Source organism: Micromonospora sp. C95 (genome assembly GCF_018070465.1).
Classification (GTDB): domain Bacteria; phylum Actinomycetota; class Actinomycetes; order Mycobacteriales; family Micromonosporaceae; genus Micromonospora.
Genome location: NZ_JAGPXT010000001.1, coordinates 258,089 through 276,275, shown reverse-complemented (window position 1 = coordinate 276,275; position 18,187 = coordinate 258,089). Strand labels below are relative to the sequence as shown.

The 18,187-nt window shown below is 71.3% G+C and carries 17 protein-coding genes, 1 tRNA gene and 1 pseudogene; 11 read left to right on the top strand and 8 right to left on the bottom strand.

What is annotated here, in order from left to right; translation table 11 throughout:
• Window positions 1-105: 105 nt before the first annotated feature.
• The 5 genes and pseudogenes from KBX00_RS01285 to KBX00_RS01265 all read left to right on the top strand — a co-directional run bounded on the left by KBX00_RS01285 (window position 106) and on the right by KBX00_RS01265 (window position 4,799).
• Window positions 106-1,278: an acetyl-CoA C-acyltransferase gene (locus KBX00_RS01285; RefSeq protein WP_210822360.1), complete on the top strand. Its 1,173-nt coding sequence runs from the start codon at window positions 106-108 to the stop codon at window positions 1,276-1,278.
• Between the two features lie 175 nt (window positions 1,279-1,453).
• Window positions 1,454-1,963, top strand: a complete 510-nt coding sequence (locus KBX00_RS01280) for a hypothetical protein (protein WP_210822358.1) — start codon at window positions 1,454-1,456, stop codon at window positions 1,961-1,963.
• Between the two features lie 70 nt (window positions 1,964-2,033).
• On the top strand, window positions 2,034-2,726 hold the full coding sequence (locus tag KBX00_RS01275; RefSeq protein WP_210822357.1) for a response regulator transcription factor: 693 nt from the start codon (window positions 2,034-2,036) through the stop codon (window positions 2,724-2,726).
• Window positions 2,719-4,106, top strand: a pseudogene (locus KBX00_RS01270) (sensor histidine kinase). The gene KBX00_RS01275 and the pseudogene KBX00_RS01270 overlap by 8 nt, the downstream one beginning before the upstream one ends.
• A 102-nt stretch (window positions 4,107-4,208) precedes the next feature.
• Window positions 4,209-4,799 carry a hypothetical protein gene (locus KBX00_RS01265; protein WP_210822355.1) on the top strand — a complete coding sequence of 197 codons (591 nt, stop codon included), beginning with the start codon at window positions 4,209-4,211 and terminating at the stop codon, window positions 4,797-4,799.
• A 71-nt stretch (window positions 4,800-4,870) separates the two neighbouring features.
• On the opposite strand, the gene KBX00_RS01260 is transcribed toward KBX00_RS01265, so the two are convergent.
• Window positions 4,871-6,469 carry a ricin-type beta-trefoil lectin domain protein gene (locus KBX00_RS01260; protein WP_210822354.1) on the bottom strand — a complete coding sequence of 533 codons (1,599 nt, stop codon included), beginning with the start codon at window positions 6,467-6,469 and terminating at the stop codon, window positions 4,871-4,873.
• A gap of 164 nt (window positions 6,470-6,633) precedes the next feature.
• The gene (locus KBX00_RS01255) at window positions 6,634-8,910 is read right to left on the bottom strand and encodes a hypothetical protein (RefSeq protein WP_210822353.1); all 2,277 of its coding nucleotides are present in this window, start codon (window positions 8,908-8,910) and stop codon (window positions 6,634-6,636) included.
• 125 nt (window positions 8,911-9,035) lie between these two features.
• Between KBX00_RS01255 and KBX00_RS01250 the strand changes: the two genes are divergently transcribed.
• Window positions 9,036-9,740: a glycosyltransferase family 2 protein gene (locus tag KBX00_RS01250; RefSeq protein ID WP_210822352.1), complete on the top strand. Its 705-nt coding sequence runs from the start codon at window positions 9,036-9,038 to the stop codon at window positions 9,738-9,740.
• A gap of 99 nt (window positions 9,741-9,839) precedes the next feature.
• Here the strand turns inward: KBX00_RS01250 and KBX00_RS01245 are convergent, their stop codons facing one another.
• Together KBX00_RS01245 and KBX00_RS01240 are read right to left on the bottom strand one after the other, a co-directional pair.
• Window positions 9,840-10,727, bottom strand: coding sequence for a transketolase family protein (locus KBX00_RS01245; RefSeq protein WP_210822823.1), 888 nt, complete (start codon window positions 10,725-10,727; stop codon window positions 9,840-9,842).
• Between the two features lie 2 nt (window positions 10,728-10,729).
• On the bottom strand, window positions 10,730-11,455 hold the full coding sequence (locus KBX00_RS01240; protein WP_210822350.1) for a transketolase: 726 nt from the start codon (window positions 11,453-11,455) through the stop codon (window positions 10,730-10,732).
• Between the two features lie 46 nt (window positions 11,456-11,501).
• Between KBX00_RS01240 and soxR the strand changes: the two genes are divergently transcribed.
• Window positions 11,502-11,939, top strand: coding sequence for a redox-sensitive transcriptional activator SoxR (gene soxR, locus KBX00_RS01235; protein WP_210822348.1), 438 nt, complete (start codon window positions 11,502-11,504; stop codon window positions 11,937-11,939).
• Window positions 11,940-11,988: 49 nt separating this feature from the next.
• Here soxR and KBX00_RS01230 read toward each other — a convergent pair whose 3' ends face one another.
• Window positions 11,989-12,966 carry an NAD(P)H-quinone oxidoreductase gene (locus tag KBX00_RS01230; RefSeq protein ID WP_210822343.1) on the bottom strand — a complete coding sequence of 326 codons (978 nt, stop codon included), beginning with the start codon at window positions 12,964-12,966 and terminating at the stop codon, window positions 11,989-11,991.
• A gap of 131 nt (window positions 12,967-13,097) precedes the next feature.
• Here KBX00_RS01230 and KBX00_RS01225 point away from each other — a divergent pair.
• Window positions 13,098-13,184, top strand: a tRNA-Ser gene (locus KBX00_RS01225).
• Window positions 13,185-13,232: 48 nt separating this feature from the next.
• On the opposite strand, the gene KBX00_RS01220 is transcribed toward KBX00_RS01225, so the two are convergent.
• A complete protein-coding gene (locus KBX00_RS01220) occupies window positions 13,233-13,955 on the bottom strand; it encodes an SDR family oxidoreductase (protein WP_210822342.1) in 723 nt (240 codons plus the stop codon).
• 75 nt (window positions 13,956-14,030) lie between these two features.
• Between KBX00_RS01220 and KBX00_RS01215 the strand changes: the two genes are divergently transcribed.
• Window positions 14,031-14,396, top strand: a complete 366-nt coding sequence (locus KBX00_RS01215; protein ID WP_210822341.1) for a MerR family transcriptional regulator — start codon at window positions 14,031-14,033, stop codon at window positions 14,394-14,396.
• Window positions 14,397-14,485: 89 nt separating this feature from the next.
• On the opposite strand, the gene KBX00_RS01210 is transcribed toward KBX00_RS01215, so the two are convergent.
• Window positions 14,486-14,644 carry a hypothetical protein gene (locus tag KBX00_RS01210; protein ID WP_210822340.1) on the bottom strand — a complete coding sequence of 53 codons (159 nt, stop codon included), beginning with the start codon at window positions 14,642-14,644 and terminating at the stop codon, window positions 14,486-14,488.
• A gap of 149 nt (window positions 14,645-14,793) precedes the next feature.
• Between KBX00_RS01210 and KBX00_RS01205 the strand changes: the two genes are divergently transcribed.
• Complete coding sequence (locus KBX00_RS01205; protein ID WP_210822338.1) at window positions 14,794-15,327, top strand: YbhB/YbcL family Raf kinase inhibitor-like protein; 534 nt, start codon at window positions 14,794-14,796, stop codon at window positions 15,325-15,327.
• A gap of 103 nt (window positions 15,328-15,430) precedes the next feature.
• Here KBX00_RS01205 and KBX00_RS01200 read toward each other — a convergent pair whose 3' ends face one another.
• Window positions 15,431-16,141 (bottom strand): class I SAM-dependent methyltransferase, encoded by a 711-nt coding sequence (locus tag KBX00_RS01200; protein WP_210822337.1) that lies wholly within the window; start codon window positions 16,139-16,141, stop codon window positions 15,431-15,433.
• Between the two features lie 211 nt (window positions 16,142-16,352).
• Here KBX00_RS01200 and KBX00_RS01195 point away from each other — a divergent pair, with 211 nt between their 5' ends.
• Window positions 16,353-18,179, top strand: coding sequence for a hypothetical protein (locus KBX00_RS01195; RefSeq protein WP_301547125.1), 1,827 nt, complete (start codon window positions 16,353-16,355; stop codon window positions 18,177-18,179).
• Window positions 18,180-18,187: the final 8 nt, after the last annotated feature.

The window sequence follows — 18,187 nt, the reverse complement described above, 5'->3', positions numbered from 1 at the left end:
GGGCACCGGCATCCGCCCCGGAGCGCCGACCGGCGAGAGCGGGGTCGGGGAGGGGGCCCGGGTGGGCGTAGGATCGGGAGCAGCCCAAGTTACCGGGGAGTAGATATGAGTGACGCGGTTGTCGTCGGTGCGGTGCGTACCCCGGTCGGGCGGCGCAAGGGCAGCCTGGCCACGGTGCACCCGGTGGATCTGTCCGCACATGTCCTGCGCGCCCTGGCCGAACGCACCGGAATCGATCCGGCTCTGGTGGACGACGTGGTCTGGGGCTGCGTGTCGCAGGTCGGCGAGCAGTCGTGGAACACCGCCCGCAACGCCGTACTGGCCGCCGGCTGGCCCGAGTCGGTTCCGGGCACCACCGTGGACCGGCAGTGCGGTTCCAGCCAGCAGGCCCTGCACTTCGCCGCGGCCACCGTGCTCTCCGGTCAGGCGGATCTGGTCGTCGCGGGCGGGGTCGAGTCGATGACCCGGGTGCCGATGGGCTCCAGCGTCGCCGGTGGAATGCCGTTCAGCGAGCAGATCCTGAACCGTTACCGGGGGGTCGAGGGAGTCGCCGAGGACTCCCCGCTTCCCTTCAACCAGGGCGTGGGAGCGGAGCTGATCGCGCAGCGGTGGCGCCTGTCCCGGGCTCAGCTCGACGAGTTCGCGCTGACCAGCCACGAGAAGGCCGCCGCCGCGCAGGACGCGGGGGCGTTCGAGGCCGAGCTGGCCCCGGTGGCGCTCGCGGACGGCGGCAAGTTCGCGGTGGACGAGGGCATCCGACGCGACACCTCGCTGGCGAAGCTGGGCGAGCTGCCCACGCCATTCCGCCCGGACGGTGTGGTCACCGCCGGTTCGGCCTCGCAGATCTCCGACGGTGCCGCCGCGCTCGCGGTCACCACGAGCGAGTGGGCCAGCCGGCACGGGCTGCGCCCGTTGGCCCGCGTGCACACCGCCGTGGTCGCGGCCGACGACCCGGTCGCCATGCTCACCGCGCCGATCCCGGCGACCGCGAAGGCGCTGCGCCGCGCGGGGCTGGGCATCGAGGAGATCGGGGTGTACGAGGTGAACGAGGCGTTCGCCCCGGTACCGCTGGCCTGGTTGGCGGAGACCGAGGCGGACCCGGAGCGGCTCAACCCGCGCGGTGGTGCGATCGCCCTCGGGCATCCACTCGGCGGCTCCGGTGCCCGGATCATGACCACGATGCTCGCCCACATGCGCGACAACAACATCCGCTACGGCCTCCAGACCATGTGCGAAGGCGGCGGAATGGCCAACGCCACCATCCTCGAACTCCTCTGACCGCGCCCCACCCACCCCACCCCGCCAAGTTGATCAAGAAGTTCTGGTCGGGCTGAGCGCGCGTCGGCGACCAAAACTTCTTGATCAACGCAGTGGGGTGGTGGGGTGGGGTGGAAATTGCAGAAAGCATGTTGGGGGCCGCGTCGCTGTGGGGGCAGGGGTCGTTGGGCAGGTCATGGACGTCTTCTCCCGAACGTTCCTTCCGGCCGCCGCCGAGGCCGGACTGGCGGTGCAGACCGCCAGTCGGCACATGCCGGTGTTTCGTCGCTGCGTGGGTTCCGGCGACGCCACCATCCTGGTCACCCGGTGCAGCCGGCCCGACCGGCCGGTCCACGGGGAGTATCTGCTGCTGCTCACCCATCGGCGGCTGGTGGTCACCCGGCAGACGCGGGTGCTGCATCGGCTCCGCCTGCACCTCAACACGGAACTCCGCGAGCTGAGCCACGTCACCTGGAGCCCCGACCCGCGCCTGCACTGCGTCGAACTGGCCGCCACCGCGATCGACGGTATCCGCGAGCGTTTCCTGATCCGTACCCAGCACCCGAAGCAGGTATGGCAGCTGGACGCGTTGCTGAACCACGCCTTCCGTACCCGCGTCCGCAGCGCGCAGCCACGGGTCGTGACCACCGTCGCCGACGCCCCCACCGCCCGACCGGTCACCTTCCAGCCCGTCGTGGCCCGCTGAGGCGCGTCTTCTTACCGAATCCGAACACAGCCTGACGCTGCCGGTCCCGTCGATCGGCAATCATGGCCCAGTGACCGCCGAGAACCCGCAACGCGGGCTGGTCCTCGTGGTGGAGGACGAACCGAGCATCGCCGACCTGGTCCGGCTCTACCTCAGCCGGGACGGTTTCGGTGTGCACGTCGAACGGGACGGCAGCGCCGGCCTCTCGGCGGCTCGCCGGTTGCGTCCGGTGGCCTGCGTACTCGACATCGCCCTGCCGGGTCTGGCCGGCACCGAGATCTGCCGTCGCCTGCGCGAGGCCGGCGACTGGACCCCGGTCATCTTCCTCACCGCCCGCGACGACGAGGTGGACCGGGTCGTCGGCCTGGAGTTGGGGGCCGACGACTACCTCACCAAGCCGTTCAGCCCCCGGGAACTCGTCGCCCGGCTGCGGGCGGTGCTGCGCCGCGCCGCCGGCCCGCCGGGCGGTGCCGGGCAGCCCGTCGTGCTCGGCCGGGTCACCGTCGACCCGGACCGTAGGTCGGTCACCGCCGACGGCGCTCCGGTGCAGCTGACCTCCACCGAGTTCGACCTGCTGGTCCACCTGATGAGCCGGCCCGGTCGGGTCTTCTCCCGGGAGGAACTGCTGGCCGCGGTCTGGGGATACGCGGCACACGCCGGCACCCGTACCGTCGACGTGCACGTGGCGCAGGTCCGGGCGAAGCTCGGCGATGCCAGCGTGATCCGGACCCATCGCGGAGTCGGGTACGCCGCCGATGGCTGATCGTCCCGGCCGTACGCTCACCGCTCGCGCAGTGCTGGTGACCTGCGCGGTGGCCCTGGTGTCGGTGCTGGTCACCGCGGTGGTCGCGGTGCCGGTGGCGGTCCGTGCCGCCGAGCGGCGGGACCGGCAGGCGCTCGCCGCGCAGGCGCAGGTCGCCGCCGAGCTGCTGCGGGCGCGCCCCGGCCGGGTCCGGGAACTGGCCGGCGAGCGGTTGATCCGCCAACTCGGGAACCAGGGCACCACCATCTACCTGATCTCGGGCGGTGATGTCGACCGTGCCGGCCTGCCTCCCCAGGTGGTGAAGCGGGTGTCCAACGGCCGGAATTTCTCCGGCCGGCGGCTGGTCGACGGGCAACGGGCACTCGTCGAGGGCCGGGCGCTGCCCGGCGGCGACGGCGTGGTGCTGACCCGTCCGCTCGGGGCGGGAGTGTGGCGTCAGGTGCTGCGCGGCCTCTGGCTGCCGCTGCTGGCGGGGATGGCCGCAGGTGCGGTCGCCGGCTCGCTGCTCGCCCGCCGCCTGGCCCGACCGATCCGCCGAGCGGCCCTCGTCGCGGCCCGGCTGCGGGCGGGCGATCGCACCGTTCGGGTGCCGGTCGAGTCGCCGGCCGAGGTGGCCGACCTGGCGTACGCGCTGAACGGGCTGGCCGCCGCACTGGCCACCAGCGAGGGACGACAGCGGGAGTTCCTGCTCTCCGTCTCGCACGAACTGCGCACCCCACTCACCGCGATCCGGGGCTACGCCGAGGCGCTGGCCGACGGGGTGATCGAACCGTCGGCGACGGCCGAGACCGGTCGGACCATGCTCGACGAGGCCGAGCGCCTGGACCGCCTGGTCGCCGACCTGCTCGCCCTGGCCCGCCTGGAGGCGGTCGACTTTCCCCTCGAACCGGTGCCGGTGGACCTGGTCGCCCTGGCGGCTGACGCCGGCCGGAGCTGGGCGGACCGGTGCTCCTCGGTCGGGGTGACGTTCCGCACGGAGCTGCCGGGGCAGCCGGTGCCGGCGTACACCGACCCGGGGCGGATCCGGCAGGTGATCGACGGGCTCCTGGAGAACGCGCTGCGGGTGGTGCCGCCGGGTGCGCCGGTGGTGCTGGCGGTCTGGCCGGTCGGTGCCGACCCGAGTGCCGGTGGGGTGGTCGAGGTCCGCGACGGCGGACCCGGGCTGACCGACGACGATCTGACGGTGGCCTTCGAGCGTGGAGCGCTGCACCAGCGCTATCGAGGGCTCCGCAAGGTCGGCAGCGGGCTCGGGCTCGCGCTCGCCGCCGGCCTGGTCCGCCGGCTCGGCGGTGAGATGAGCGCCGCGCACGCCCCCGAGGGCGGTGCCGCGTTCACCATCCGGCTGCCGGGATTCCTTACCTGACCCGAACGTTCGCCTGACGGTCGGCTCATCCGGCCGGTCCACGCTGGGTGGACGGATCCGCGCCGGCCGTGACGCGGCGCGCGAGATCCGGCAGACCAGCACTGACGAGAGGACGAGGAATGGCACGCAGGGGATCCTTCACCGCCACCGCGGCGCTGCTGGTGACGGTGGCGTTGGCCGCCGCCGGCTGCGGGGTGGGCCGGGCCGAGCGGGATGCGATGCAGGAGAGCGCCGTCGAGGTGGTCGCCGCGCTGGGCGCGGAGGGCCAGGCCCTTGCCGCGCTCGGTCTCGACCCGGGGGAACTGGACGCCGAGCCGAGCACGGCCGCGCCGGCGCAGCCGACCCCGAGCGCGGGCAACAAGCGCAAGGAGCGGGTCGAGGAGTGGCGCAAGCGTCGGGCGGCCCGGGTGCTGCTGCGCAAGAACACGCTGCACGGTGATGTGGTGGTGCAGACCAAGGACGGTGGTACGAAGACCGTCTCGGTACAGCGCGGCGAGGTGACCGCCCTGGCCGACGGCAAGATCACGGTCAAGTCGACGGACGGCTTCACCCGGACCTGGGCCTTCACCGACGACCTGCGGGTGATCGAGAGGCGGAAGTCGATCGCCGCCACGGACATCAACGTCGGCACCAAGCTGGGCGTGGCCGGCACCGTGAACGGCGAGCAGGCACAGGCCCGCCTGATCGTCGTACCGTTCAACCAGAAGTGACAGTGGGCCCGCCGCGTCCAGGTGATCAATCTTGACCACCTGGTGCGCGGCGGGCCCGCCTGCCGTCGGTGTCAGTAGACCCGGGAGCCGATGAAGTCGTCCCGCCCGTAGCCGACGGGCTGGGCGAACGAACGTGACTCGAACGACCACTGTTGCCGGGAACTGCTGGAGCAGGTGGCCAGCCGCAGTCGGGGCGTACCGAACAGCGGGTTGTCGAAGGCCAGACAGAGGTTTGTGGCACCGGCGGCGCGGATCTGGTTGCCGGTGATGGTGAACCTCTGGTTGGTGCCGCCATGGCAGTCGTAGATGTTCACCGCCGTGCCCGAACGCAGCGAACCACCGGCCACGTCCAGGCAGCGGTCGTGGGAGAGCTCGGAATGCAGCGACTGCCGGGTCGGGTCGTACCAGAAGCCCTGGTTACGTCCGCCATGGCAGCGGTACGACTGCTGGGTCGTGCCGTTGCGCGAGTCGTAGCCCTTGCCGTCCACACAGGTGCCGGTGGCGGCGTTGCGCAGCTGCCGGAACTCCAGCAGTCCGGGGTAGAGCTGGCCGTTGCCGGTGCTGGCCGGGTCGACGCAGGTGCCCTGCTGCTGGCCGGAGGCGTAGAACTGGGTGATGCACTGGGCGAACATGCCGTGCCCCCGGTAGTTCGGGTGGAACGACTGGCGGGCCGCGTTCTCGTCCCAGATCCCCACCTCGATGTAGAGCCCACGTACCGAGGTGTTGTCGGTGCACACCTCGTGGCCGTGGAAGAGGCGGCTGGCGTCGAGGTAGCGGGTGCCGGTGTTGGCCGCCGCCGCGCGCAGCGCCGACTCGAACAGCGGCACCGCCTTGTTCCGGGCGAAGGCGGCGTCGGCGAGGTACAGCAGGCAGCCGCCGGAGTACCAGCCGGGGAAGTCCGGGTTGTCCTCGACGTCCGGGCTGGCCGGGCTGGAGTACGACATGAACACCAACTCGTAGTCGGAGCTGAGGTAGCCGGCGTTCGTCATCGTCCGGCGGATGTCGGTGAGTGCCTCCTCGACGGCCCGGCGGCTGCCGTCGGTGCGTACCGTCCACTGGTCGGTGTAGGTGGGCCAGCAGGGCCCCTGGAAGAGGACCCGGCGAATGGCGCAGTCGGTGGCGACCGGGCCGAACTGGATCGTGCCGTCGCCGTTGGCGCCGGCCACCACCCAGATCAGCTTGACGTGCGTGTTGCGTGCCTTGATCGCCAGGTGGTCACCCTGGTTCAACTCGTTGTGCTGGGTGGGGCCGCCGGCGACCAGGTTCCACGGGGTGGCGCCGGAGCAGGCGATGTTGTAGCGCTCGTCGGCGGCGATGCCGGTGCGAAAGACCGCCTGGTCGTACGAGCGGTCGCACCAGTTGCCCGGCTGGTGGGTGCCGGGCACGTAGTTGCCGACCCCCTCACCGGAGATCTGACTGTCGCCCATGGTGAGCAGCGCGGTGCGGCGCTGGTCGAGCGGGCGGATGCCGGGGGCGCCGTAGAGCGCGGTGGCCTCGGCGGCGCGGATGGTTTCGAGGTGGGCGGGGAGCGGCTGGACGGCGGGACGGTCGGCCGCGGCGGCGGGTGAGGCCGTGGCCAGCATCGGCAGGACGAGAGCGGTGGCGAGGACGGCGACCTCGGCAAGACGCCGTCGAGGTGTCCGTTCACGCCTGGCGTGAATACCAGACATCGACGCACTCCTTTCGGCTCGATCGCGGGACGTCGATCGGGTTACCGGACGGTAACGCGCGCGATGCAGGTATGTGAATACGTCTCGGAATACTTGCGTGCTGCGGCGAACCGGGCCAATGGCCCCTTAACGGTCCGCACCGGTCGACGCGCCGCGCCGACCGGTCACCGCTGTCCGGGCAGTGCGTAGCCGACGTAGCTGCGGAACTCCAGCCGCCAACCGGTGGGCACCAGGTCGGCGCAGAGTTTCCGACTGCCGACACAGAGGATCGCGTCGACCGAGGCCGGGTCGGCCGGTGGCCGATCGTCGAGCACCGACTGGAGCGCCAGCAGGTCGGGCGGTGTCCCGTCCGCGTCGCGGAGCAGCAGCCACCAGGGGTACTCCCAGTCGTCGTTGCGCTGGGACAGCCCGATCCGGCGCGCGTCGGCGGCCCGGACCGCGTCGGCCGCCCACCGGTACTCCTGCGCCCACTGCGGACGCCGCACGAACCGGCTCTCCCAGTCGGAGGTGGTGAAGACCGAGCCCGTACCGACCAGCCGGCGCGGAAAGCCGTACGACACCGCCAACACGCCGGCCAGTGCGCAGGTGGCCAGCACCGTCACCGCGAGCCCGGCGGCGACCGACCGCCGGCCGCCGGCCCTCACCGGGCCGGTGCGCCCCGCACGGACGCTTGACGCGACCTGCCCCGAGCGGCGGAAAAGGGCGTCGAGCCAGAGGCCGGCCAGTGGCACCGCGGCCGCCAGGGCGTAGAGGATCAGGCGGTTTCCCCACGGCTGCCACTTGATCATCGCGGTGTGCAGCACCACGGCGAAGACCACCACCAGGGCGTACGCGCGCAGCGTCCCCGCCGCGCCCGGACTGACCCGGGCCGGGCGGCGCAGTGCCACCACCGCGCCGATCAGCGCCAGCACCCCGGCCAGCGGGAAGGCCACCCGGTCCTCGTCGGGATACCAGGACGCGACCGGGAAGACCTCCCGCCCGAACGTGATCGCCCGGTCCTGCGGGTCGACCCCGATCAGCCCGGCCAGCCCGATGATCACCTCGGCGGACACCTCGCGCAGCGGTGCCAGCGGAGTGTCCAGCGCGGTGTGCCCGATCCGGAGCGCGTTCACCAGCACCGACGGTGGGTCGTGCCGTTCCATCGGAACCGACTCGCGCAGCCGCTCCGGTCCGAGCGGGTGGCCGAACTCGGCGTACACCCGGCCCAGGAAGGGGCCGACCACTGCGGTGGCGACCAGCAGGATCAGCACCGACACGCCGACCGTACGAGAGATCCCGGCGACCGGGGCCCGGCGGTTCATGGCCGGCCGCCCGAGGTACGCCAGGCGTAGCTGGCCCACCCCCCAGAGCACCAGCAGCGGACCGACCGCGAGCAGCCCGCTGGTCTTGGTGACCGCGGTCAGCCCGGTCGCCGCACCGAGCGTGAGCAGGTCACCCAGGTGCGCCCGCCGGCGCAGCCCGTCCAGCGCGAGCGTGCCGGCGCAGAGCACCCAGGCGGCGCAGACCAGGTCGGTCTGGGTGCTGGTCGCCTGCAGGGTGACCATCGGCGTGGTGGCCAGCACGAACGCGGTGAGCAACTGTGCCCGCCGGCCACCACCGAGCTGCGCGGTCACCCGGGCGGCCGCGAGCAGACAGACCAGGCCGGCAGCCCACTGCACCAGGTGGTGCAGGGCGTCACCGCCGGTGAGCAGCCGCAGGTGCAGCAGCAGGTACTCGGCCCCCGGCGGAATGGTGACCTGCCGATGGATCGCGGTCGCCCAGAACGTCAGGTCGCCCTGGGCCACCCACCGTTCCACCTTGGGCAGGTGGTACGTCTGCGAGTCGTAGTTGTTCGGCGCGGCAAGCAGGGCGATCAGCAGCTCGACCAGGAGCAGCCCGGCGACCGTGCCGGCGAGCAGCCGTTCACCACGGCCCGCCGTACGCCAGAAACCACAGGCGGCGCTGCGCCAACCGTCGGTTGTGGAGGTTTCCGGGTCGGCCGGCACCACCGGCCGGTCCCGACCCACGGTGACCGTACCGACCGTCGCCGTAGCCGCCTCACCGGGCGCGTCGCCGGCATCCGCCGACGGTCCCGCCGCGCCGGACCGAGCGACCCCCGCCAGCGACGGCGGCGTACGACCACCGACCGTCACGGCACCCGAGCGCTCGGGCCTGTCACGCTCGCGGATCCGGTTGTCGACCCGCCGCCGGCACACCGCCGCCAGGGTCGCCACGACGAGGAAGCTCAGCCAGGTCAGGACGAAGGCGGGCGCGGTGAGCAGCCGCAGCGCGCCCAGCACCTCGACGGTCGCCACCGCGAAGGTGCCGACGACAAGGGTCGCCCGGAGCACCGCGAGTCGCCGTGACGCCACGACACCTACGTCCCGTGGCCGCAAGACCACGGTGAGTAGAACGAGCGCGGCGACGGGAAGCAGGACGAACGGGAAGCCGGCGGCCGACATGGCCGGAAGTAAACACCATCGGCCTGGATGCCCGAGCGTGGATCGCCGTCGGCGGTCGTCGCCACCCGGCTGACCTGCCGGGCTAGGCTATGGCCGACACATTGCCCGCCCTCGTGGAGATTCCCGTGAAGCTGTCGATCCTCATGCCGGTATACAACGAGGAAGAACGCATCGCGGATGCCCTCAAGCAGGCGCTGGCGGTCGAGTATCCGTGCGAGATCGAGCTGCTGGTGGTCGACGACGGCAGCCGCGACGGCACCGGGGAGATCCTCGGCCGCGCCGACGACGCCCGGCTGCGGGTCATCACCCACCAGCGCAACGCGGGCAAGGGCGCGGCCATCCGCACGGCGGTGGCCAACGCCGGGGGCGAGTACATGGTCATCCTCGACGCCGACCTGGAGTACGACCCACAGGACATCCCCAAGCTGCTGGCGCCGGTGCTGGACGGCCGGGCGACGGTGGTCTACGGCAACCGCACCTTCGGCAGCCACAGCGCCTACAGCTTCTGGTACGTGATGGGTAACAAGGGCGTCACCATGGTGGCGAACGTGCTGTTCAACTCCTACATCGGCGACCTGGAGACCTGCTTCAAGCTGATGCCGGTCGCGCTCTACCGCTCGCTGGACGTGCGCTCCCGAGGGTTCGGCATGGAGGCCGAGGTGACCGGCAAGCTGCTGCGGCGCCGCATCCGGCCGTACGAGGTGCCGATCAGCTACCGGGCCCGGGGCCGCGAGGAAGGCAAGAAGATCACCTGGCGGGACGGCGTCGAGGCGATCTGGATCCTCGGCCGCGAGCGCACCCGTCGCAATCGCGGCGCCGCACCCCGCTGACCTTCCTGCCGGCTGCGCCACGAGATGGGTGCCGGTTTGCGGCATGTCGGGCCGTACGTCGCCCGTGCCGGCCGCGACATGCCGCGAATTGGGCAGCGCTCAGGCCAGCGCCGGTGACAGAAAATCGGTGATCGAGCGGCGCAGCCCGGCCGCATCGAGCCCATGCCACCGGGCGTGGTCCGCCGCCGAACCGTAGCGGCGCAACTCCTCGCGACGAACCCCGAGCGCCGACAACCGGTGTGGTCGGTCGGCCAGCGCGGCCGAGACCAGCCGGGCCGAGGTGCCCGCCAGGTACGGCTCCACCAGGATCACCGCACTGTCCACGAGCGCCCGCAGGCCGACGGTGTCGAACGGGCGTGGCCGGTGGGTGTACGCCACGGTCACCGGCAGCCCCGCGGTCGCGTCGAGGGCCGCGTCCACCGTGGGACCGACCGCCACCAGCAGCGCCGCCCCGGGCCCGGCGTCCCGGAGCACTCGCAGGTCGCCCGTCCCCGGGTACGCCCGCGCGTTGCTCAGCGTGGAGAGCCGCACGTACGCCGAGTCCTGACCACAGACCACGTCGCGCAGCAGCCCGGGGACCTCGTCCCGATGGCCCGGCACGTGCACCGTCCAGTCGTGCAGGGTGTCGATCAGCGCGACGTCCGCCGGACCGAGATGGGTGCGCCCCGCTGCCGCCCGGTCGTACGACGCCCCGACGCTCACCAGCACCGCCCCGACCCCCTGATGGTCGAGATCCAGCTTGATCTGCTCGTACGACCGCTCCACGAGGAACGGTGCGTAGCTGTGCACGATGGGGCGCAGCCCGGTCAGTGCCAGGCCGCCCGCCACCCCCACCATGAGTTGCTCGCGGATGCCGACGTTGATGACCCGGTCGGGGTGCCGGGCGGCGGCCGGAGCGAACGCCTCGGCCGAGATGTCGGCCAGCACGACGACGGTCCGTGAGTCGCCCAGGAACTCGGTTGTGGTGGCCACGAAGGTGTCCCGCACGCTCACTCACCGTCCCCGACGAGGGCGACCACGACGTGCGGCCGGTGGCCGTGGTGTCCGGTCAGTGCCGGGTGAAGGGCGTCCCGGTCCCGCCCGTCCACCGTCGCGGCGGTCCACCCGTTGACGGTGAACCGGGTGGCCACTCCGCCCGGCCAGCCGTGGGTGGCGGAGAAGTTGTCCACCACGATCGCGGTCAGGTTGCCCAGGCCGAGCGCCCCGGCGTACGCGATCGCCTCGTGATTCGAGCCCTCGTCCAGTTCGGCATCGCCGAGCAGCACGTAGACCCGGGGGCCGAGCCGGCCCTGGGCGCGTAGCCCGAGTGCGCTGCCGACACCCAGCCCCAGACCGTGCCCGAGCGAGCCGGAGCCGATCTCCACGCCGGGGATCAGGGTCCGGTCCGGGTGGTCGCCGAGCCGGCTCGACGGCCCGCCCTGGTCGTCGAGCCAGTCCGGCGGGATGAAGCCCTTCGCGGCGAGCAGGGCGTAGTAGCCGGCCACCGCGTGGCCCTTGGATAGCAGGAAGCGGTCACGGTCGGGGTCGTCGACGGTCGCCGGGGTGATCCGTAGCACCCGGTCGTAGAGCACCTGGAGCACGTCGAGGGTCGACAGGACGTTCGCACCGAACTCCCGGCCGGCGCGAACGCGCTCCAGCAGCGGTGCGAGTTGGTCGCGGCCATCGATCGGTGCGGCGGCCTCGGCAACCCGGGCCGTGGTGGCAAGTCTGGTCATACGGATAGCCTGCAAGTTGAAGCGAGGTTCAACTCAAGGCGACGTGATGCAGGAAGCATTGACCATCGGCCAACTCTCCGCCCGAAGTGGGGTGGCGCAGTCCGCGCTGCGCTACTACGAGCGGCTGGGGCTCATCCGGGCCGAGCGGACCAGCGGCAACCAGCGCCGCTACCACCGCGGTGAGCTGCGCCGGGTGGCGTTCATCCGGATCGCCCAGCAGGTCGGCATCTCGCTCGAGGAGATCCGTGCCGCGCTCGACTCGCTGCCCGCCGCCCGTACTCCCACCGCCGAGGACTGGGCCAGGCTCTCCACGACCTGGCGGGCTCGACTGGACGAGAGGATCCGGTTGTTGAACCGGCTCCGCGACGACCTGGACGCCTGCATCGGCTGCGGCTGTCTCTCGCTGCGGCGCTGCACCCTCTACAACCCGGAGGACAACCTGGCCGGTGAAGGCCCCGGAGCACGCCTCGTGCTACCCGGCTAGCTTCCTGCCCGGCTGCCCGGCTGCCCGGCTGCCCGGCACGTCGCCACGCTCAGCCGACGGTGAGCAGGACCTTGCCGACGTGCTCGTTGGACTCGACGAGCCGGTGCGCCTGCGCCGCGTCGGTGATCGGCAGCCGGCGGTCGATCACCGGACGTACCCGGCCCGCCTCGACCAGCGGCCAGACCTGCTCGCGTACCCCGCGTACGATCGCCGCCTTCTGCTCCAGCGGCCGGGAACGCAGCGCGGTGGCCGCGACGGTGCCGCGCTTGGCCAGCAGCGCAGCCAGATCCAGCTCACCCTTGCGGCCGCCCTGCATGCCGATCACCACCAGCCGCCCGTCGGCGGCCAGGGCGGCCACGTTCCGGCCCAGGTACGACGCGCCCATGATGTCCAGGACGACATCCGCGCCCCGGCCGTCGGTGGCCCGCCGGACCTCCTCGACGAAGTCCTGCTCCCGGTAGTCGACGAGCAGGTCGGCACCCAGCTCGCGCAGCCGCTCGTGCTTGGTGGCCCGCGCGGTCGCCACCACCGTCGCGCCGAGCGCGGCACCGAGCTGGATCGCGAACGTGCCGATGCCGCTGCCACCGCCGTGCACCAGCAGTGTCTCGCCAGCTGCCAGGCGGGCCACCTGCACCACGTTCGACCAGACCGTGCAGGCCACCTCCGGCAACCCGGCGGCGTCGACCAGGTCGACGCCGTCCGGCACCGGCAGCACCTGCCCGACGGGCACCGCCACCCGTTCGGCGTACCCGCCGCCGGCCAGCAGCGCGCAGACCTGGTCACCCACCCGCACGCCGGCCACGTCCGGGCCGGTGGCGCTCACCACCCCGGAGCATTCCAACCCGGGGTACGCGGGCGCGCCCGGCGGCGGCGGATAGTGCCCCTGCCGCTGCAACAGGTCGGCCCGATTCACCGCGGTGGCCCGGACGTCCACGACCACCTCGCCCGGACCCGGCTGCGGGTCCGGCGCCTCGCTCCAGGTGAGTACCTCGGGTCCGCCGGGCTCCACAACGGTGATCGCTCGCATGTCCCAGTCTTACCCGATCCTGAGCCGGCTCCACGTCGCGCCCCGCACCGTCCTCACCGCCCGGGTGGCTCGGCCGTTCGCTGGCGTACACGGCGTGGCAGACTAGGCACGGCCGCGCACCGCGTGGTCCGGGAGGGTTCGCCTAGTGGCCGATGGCGCTGGTCTTGAAAACCGGTAAGGCAGCGATGTCTTCGTGGGTTCGAATCCCACACCCTCCGCCCACCTGGCCCGCGAATGGGAGTCCCTTGCTCGGGTGCAAGGACGGCTCAGGTCAGCGTCGCCAGGGCGCGGTCCATCGCGGCGTTGAACTCTTCCGGTTTCAGCGTCAGTCGGGACTTGACGTCCCGGCTCCACTGGTCCGCGAGAACCTCGGCGGAGCCCGCTTCGACACCGTCGAGCGCCGCGTCGGCCAGGTCCGACGGTGCGATCTTGTCCACAGGCCAGCCCGCGGACATGTCGGTGTCGGCCAGGCCGAGGTGCACCGCCGTCACGAGGGTGCGCTGTTCGGCGAGTTCCAGGCGGACCCCGTTGGTCATGGCCCACGCGGCGGCCTTGGTCAGGTGGTAGGCGTTGGCACCCTGGACTCCGAACCACGACATGGCGGAGAGGACGTTCACGATCGCGCCCCCGCCGTTGCGGGCGAGCGTCGGCGCGAACTCCCGGATCATCCCCAGATGACCGAGCACGTTCGTCTCCAGTTCGTGCCGAATCGCGGCAAGCGAACCCGTCACCAGGTCGGTGCCGGTCTGGATTCCCGCGTTGTTGACGAGCAGCGAGACGTCCGGGGCGGCCTCGGCGGCGGCGCGTAGGGAGGCGGCGTCGGCGATGTCGAGCGGCAGCACCTCGACTCCGGGCAGATCGACGCTCTCGGGCCGGCGGGCTGTCGCGTAGACCTTGCGGGCGCCGCGTTCGAGCAGGCGCTTGGCGAAGGCGCGGCCCAGGCCGCGATTGGCCCCGGTGACCAGGGCAACAGAGTTGTTGATATCCATACCGGCTACGCTAAAACCTGACGCTGACGTCAGGGGCAAGCGCTGGACGTCGGTGCCGGCGTGAGAGGAGTCACCATGACCGCCACGGAGCGGCTGATCCGCATCGGTGAGGTGGCGCGGGAGGCTGGCGTCTCGGTACGCGCCGTGCGCTACTACGAGCAACAGGGGTTGCTCACCGCGGAGCGCAGCCCGTCCGGCCAGCGCCGCTACCGGCAGGACGCGGTCACCCTGGTGCGCTTCTTCCAGCAGATGTACGCCGCTGGCCTGACCAGCCAGCGGATCGCGGAACTCCTGCCCTGCTGGAACGCCGGGCACACCGATGCCGGGCAGCGCGCGATGCTGCGCGCCGAGCGGGACCGCATCCAGGCCAAGGTCGACGACCTGCAGGCCGCCCTGGACCGCCTCGACGAGGTCATCGCGATCAGCGAAACACACCCGTAGCCGCTGTCGGTCGGACGGGCGCAGCGGCAACCCGCCGACGGTGGTCAGCGACGCGGTCGTGGTCGCGGCCGATGTGACTGCCACCTGCCTCAGGTGCTCTCCGGGGGGCGTTTCCGCTGTTCCTCGCGGATCTTCTCGTCGGCCAGCCGATCCAGTGCCCGGCGGCGTTCGTCATTGAGATCCGCCTCGTCACGTCGACGCACGGCATCGATGACGGCGGTGATGAAGTCACGCCAGACCCCGGCCAAGAGACTCCTTCGCTAGATGTTGCAGGGTGACAACCGCCGTGAGGCGCTTTCGGTTACGGCGGACTTGGGGCCGGTTCTGTCGAATGTCAGCGCGTCACAGGGTATGAAAGGGACGCAGAACACCACTTCCACCGGAAGGACCTGTGTCGATGACCCTGGAACGTCCCATCGCTCCGGACCCGTACGAGCTGCTGCCGACCGTCGCCTCCTTCACGCTTACAAGTGACGATGTCCGCAACGGTGAGCCGATGGACGCGGCTCACGCGCACGGCAGCACCGGTGGCGACAACGTCTCGCCACATCTGGCCTGGTCGGGCTTCCCGGCCGAGACCAAGGGTTTCGTGGTGACCTGCTTCGACCCGGACGCGCCGACCGGCAGCGGCTTCTGGCACTGGGTGCTGGTCAACCTGCCGGCCGACGTGACGGAGTTGCCGCGCGGCGCGACCGAGAAGGATCTGAAGGGCGCATTCACGGTACGCAACGACTACGGTGAGCACGGTTTCGGCGGTGCCGCGCCGCCGCCCGGTGACCGTCCGCACCGGTACGTCTTCGCGGTGCACGCTCTCGACGTCGAACGTCTCGACGTCACCCCGGAGGCGACCCCCGCCTACGTCGGCTTTAACCTCGCCTTCCACACCCTGGCCCGCGCCACCACCCGCCCCACCTACCAGCTCACCGGCTGACCCCGCCCACCCTCGCTCGATCATGAGGTTAGCGGCGACTTCGATCTCTGCGAGTGCCGCTAACCTCATGATCAACGGGACGGGTTCGGTCCCGGGGAAGGGTTCAGGAGGGGGTGCGGGCTACGGCGAAGACGGACTGGCCGAAGGGGGGGCGGACCAGTTGCTCGGCGGCCTTGGTGGCGGGGAGGACCAGGGTGTCGTAGACCTTCACCATCGGGCCCTCCTTCGGCATCAGGCGGAAGACCTTTGTGGCCATGAAATAGCCGATCAGGCCGAGCGCGTTCGCGTAGTGGATCTTCTCTACCCGCAGGCCCGCCTCGGTCATGGCAGCGGCCAGGGTCTTCTTCGTGTACCGCCGGACGTGGCCGGTGGCGATGTCCGCCGGGCTCATCGCGAACTGGAACGCCGGCACGATGATGACCACCGCTCCGCCGGGCCGGACCAGCTGACCCATGCTGCGCAGCGCTCCGACGTGGTCCTCGATGTGCTCCAGGACGTTGTAGGAGACCGCAGCGCTGTAGTCACCGTGCTCGGGGTTGGGCAGCAGCATCTGGCGTACCTCGATCGAGGGCCGATCGGCGAGCCGCTCCTTGAGCGCGACCAGGCGGTCCGGGTCGGCCTCGGTGGCGGTGAACCGGGGGAAGCTCTCGCTCCACTCCAGGGCGTAGTCGCCGAGGCCGCTACCGATCTCGATGGGGTTGTCGCCCAGGTAGGGCACGGCCAGCTCGACGAACCAGCGCCGGTGATTGACCGCCGTGGCGAGGCCCTCCAGGACCTCGGACTGCACGCGCTGATCCCCAGTGATTTCTGCCATGCGTCGATTCCTCACGATACGACTCGACCCGCGCCGGGACCGACTGAGTGAACCATCCGCCCGGACGGCGGGGATATCGGGGCCCGCGATAGCCGATTAACGGTCGGGGGTAGGTGCACGATCGGTGGTGGCCAGCGAACTCCGCCGATACTACGCCAGTGCCCCGAACCCTGCACGCTGGCCAGATAGGCCGACTACGCTCTGAATTGTTATGACTACTCCCGATTCGGAGCGACGGGTGGCGCAGTCCGGGGCGGGAAGGGTGGCGCGCCGCTCGGAGCGAACGAGTGGCCGCGTGGGCTCGGGGCGGTGGAGGGATGCCGCAGCGGTGGTGAGCTTCGCGGCACTCGGCTTCTGGGTCACCGCACGGATTTGGCTGAATCCGGACGACGGCATTCGGGACAACCCCACCGACATGGCGCAATTCGAATGGATGTTGGCGCACGGTGCCCGGGTCGTCACCGAATTCGCCTACCCATTCTCGTCGGACCGGATGAATGTCCCGGAATCGGTCAATCTGATGGCCAATACGTCTGTGTTGTCCGTATCTCTGCCACTCACACCGATAACCCTGCTGTTCGGCACCCGGGCCGCGTTCCTGGTATTCCTCACGCTCGGCCTGATCGCCACGGCCACCGCCTGGTACTTCCTGCTCTCCCGCGTGGTGCTGCCCGGCGCCCGCGGGCCGGCCTGGCTGGGTGCGACGTTCTGTGCGTACGCGCCGGCCATGGTCTCCCATGCCAACGCGCATCCGAACATCGTGTCGCAGTACGTGGTGCCGCTGATCATCTGGCGGACCCTGCGGCTCGGTGACCCCGGGCGTTGGTTGCGCAACGGTCTGCTCCTGGCCCTGGCGATCGTCTGGCAGGCGTTCCTGAACCTGGAGATCCTGCTGATGACCGCCATCGGCCTCGCCGTGGTGGTCGTCGCGATGGTGATCGGCCGGTCCGAGTTGCGGGCCCGGGTCCGTACGTTCGCCGCGGGCCTCGCGGTGGCCGCCGTCGGCTCCGCCGTGCTGCTGGCCTACCCGCTGTACGTGCAGTTCTTCGGTCCCGGCGCCTACCACGGGCTGCCCTGGGTGATCCGGGGCTACTCCACTGACCTGGCCTCGTTCTTCGCCTACGCCCGCGAGTCCCTGGCCGGTGACGCCCGCAGCGCCGCCGGACTGGCCAAGAACCCCACCGAGGAGAACGCCTTCTTCGGCTGGCCACTGGTGATCCTAGTGGCGGCGCTGGTGTGGTGGCTGCGGCGCAACGTCGTGGTGCTCGGCCTGGCCGCGCTCGGGCTGCTTTTCGCGGTGCTCTCGCTCGGTCGGGAGATCCGCTTCGATCGTCGCGGAACCGGCGTACCCGGGCCGTGGGCGCTGTTGGAGGACCTGCCGGTGCTGCACTCGGTGGTGCCGACCCGCTGGGCGCTGGCCATCACCCCGATCATCGGACTGATCCTGGCGTACGGCTCGGCGCAGGTCCGCGACCTGGCGTCCCGGTACCCGGACCGCCGGTCGCAGATCCGCTTCGCCACGGTGACCGGGCTGGCGATGGCGCTGGTGCCGGTGCTGCCCACGCCGCTGCCGACGAAACGGCTCGAACCGGTCCCTGCGTTCGTCACCTCGGGTGCCTGGCGTCCCTACCTCAGCGGCGGGCGCAGCGTGGTGACCTTGCCGTTGCCCGACACCGAGTACGCCGAGCCATTGCGCTGGTCCGCCCGTACCGGGCAGGAGATGCCGATCGCCCGTGGCTACTTTCTCGGCCCGGACACCCGGCCGGGTCGGAACCGGGTCGCCCTGTTCTCCGCGCCTCCCCGGCCCACCAGCAGTTTCTTCGGCACCATCCGGCGTACCGGCGAGGTGCCGCCGATCACCGAGCGGACGCGCCGGGCGGTGGTGGAGGACCTGCGGTACTGGCGGGCCGGGGTGGTGATCCTCGGGCCGCACGAGCGCGCCGACGCGCTGCGTACCGGGATGACCGAGCTGACCGGCATCGAACCCGAGCACACTGGCGGCGTCTGGCTCTGGGACGTGCGCCCGCTGACAGGCTGAGCGGCGGG

What these genes read in the sequence shown, in the direction of transcription:
- KBX00_RS01195 (WP_301547125.1), top strand. Translation starts at nt 16,353, where the DNA reads ATGACTACTCCCGATTCGGAGCGACGGGTGGCGCAGTCCGGGGCGGGA.
- KBX00_RS01265 (WP_210822355.1), top strand. Translation starts at nt 4,209, where the DNA reads ATGGCACGCAGGGGATCCTTCACCGCCACCGCGGCGCTGCTGGTGACG.
- KBX00_RS01260 (WP_210822354.1), bottom strand. Translation starts at nt 6,469, where the DNA reads ATGTCTGGTATTCACGCCAGGCGTGAACGGACACCTCGACGGCGTCTT.
- soxR (WP_210822348.1), top strand. Translation starts at nt 11,502, where the DNA reads ATGCAGGAAGCATTGACCATCGGCCAACTCTCCGCCCGAAGTGGGGTG.
- KBX00_RS01220 (WP_210822342.1), bottom strand. Translation starts at nt 13,955, where the DNA reads ATGGATATCAACAACTCTGTTGCCCTGGTCACCGGGGCCAATCGCGGC.
- KBX00_RS01200 (WP_210822337.1), bottom strand. Translation starts at nt 16,141, where the DNA reads ATGGCAGAAATCACTGGGGATCAGCGCGTGCAGTCCGAGGTCCTGGAG.
- KBX00_RS01255 (WP_210822353.1), bottom strand. Translation starts at nt 8,910, where the DNA reads ATGTCGGCCGCCGGCTTCCCGTTCGTCCTGCTTCCCGTCGCCGCGCTC.
- KBX00_RS01280 (WP_210822358.1), top strand. Translation starts at nt 1,454, where the DNA reads ATGGACGTCTTCTCCCGAACGTTCCTTCCGGCCGCCGCCGAGGCCGGA.
- KBX00_RS01240 (WP_210822350.1), bottom strand. Translation starts at nt 11,455, where the DNA reads ATGACCAGACTTGCCACCACGGCCCGGGTTGCCGAGGCCGCCGCACCG.
- KBX00_RS01205 (WP_210822338.1), top strand. Translation starts at nt 14,794, where the DNA reads ATGACCCTGGAACGTCCCATCGCTCCGGACCCGTACGAGCTGCTGCCG.
- KBX00_RS01285 (WP_210822360.1), top strand. Translation starts at nt 106, where the DNA reads ATGAGTGACGCGGTTGTCGTCGGTGCGGTGCGTACCCCGGTCGGGCGG.
- KBX00_RS01230 (WP_210822343.1), bottom strand. Translation starts at nt 12,966, where the DNA reads ATGCGAGCGATCACCGTTGTGGAGCCCGGCGGACCCGAGGTACTCACC.
- KBX00_RS01215 (WP_210822341.1), top strand. Translation starts at nt 14,031, where the DNA reads ATGACCGCCACGGAGCGGCTGATCCGCATCGGTGAGGTGGCGCGGGAG.